The sequence below is a fragment of the Microcoleus sp. T3_A4 genome, from assembly GCF_036700465.1.
In the GTDB taxonomy this organism is placed as follows: Bacteria; Cyanobacteriota; Cyanobacteriia; order Cyanobacteriales; family Microcoleaceae; genus Microcoleus.
Genome location: NZ_JAUBOY010000025.1, coordinates 38223 through 38588, shown reverse-complemented (window position 1 = coordinate 38588; position 366 = coordinate 38223). Strand labels below are relative to the sequence as shown.

General features: G+C 47.3%; 1 protein-coding gene. It reads right to left on the bottom strand.

The annotated features are described in order from the left end of the window. Window positions 1–366 (bottom strand): tetratricopeptide repeat protein (locus QUA07_RS15505; protein WP_333326544.1); only part of this gene is annotated, 366 nt, incomplete at both ends.

The window sequence follows — 366 nt, the reverse complement described above, 5'->3', positions numbered from 1 at the left end:
GGAGGCTATGGCTTCTTCCAATCTTCCTAAATTAGGCAGTGCACTGCCCCGATTGAACCAGGCTTCGTGTTTATCTGGTTTGATGTCTAAGGCTTTGTCGTAGGAGGCTATCGCTTCTTCCCATCTTCCTAAATTACGCAGTGCATTGCCCCGATTGAACCAGGCTTCGTGTTTATCTGGTTTGATTTCTAAGGCTTTGTCGTAGGAGGCTATCGCTTCTTCCCATCTTCCTAAATTACGCAGTGCAATGCCCCGATTGAACCAGGCTTCGTGATAATCTGGTTTGATGTCTAAGGCTTTGTCGTAGGAGGCTATCGCTTCTTCCCATCTTCCTAAATTACGCAGTGCAATGCCCCGATTGAACCA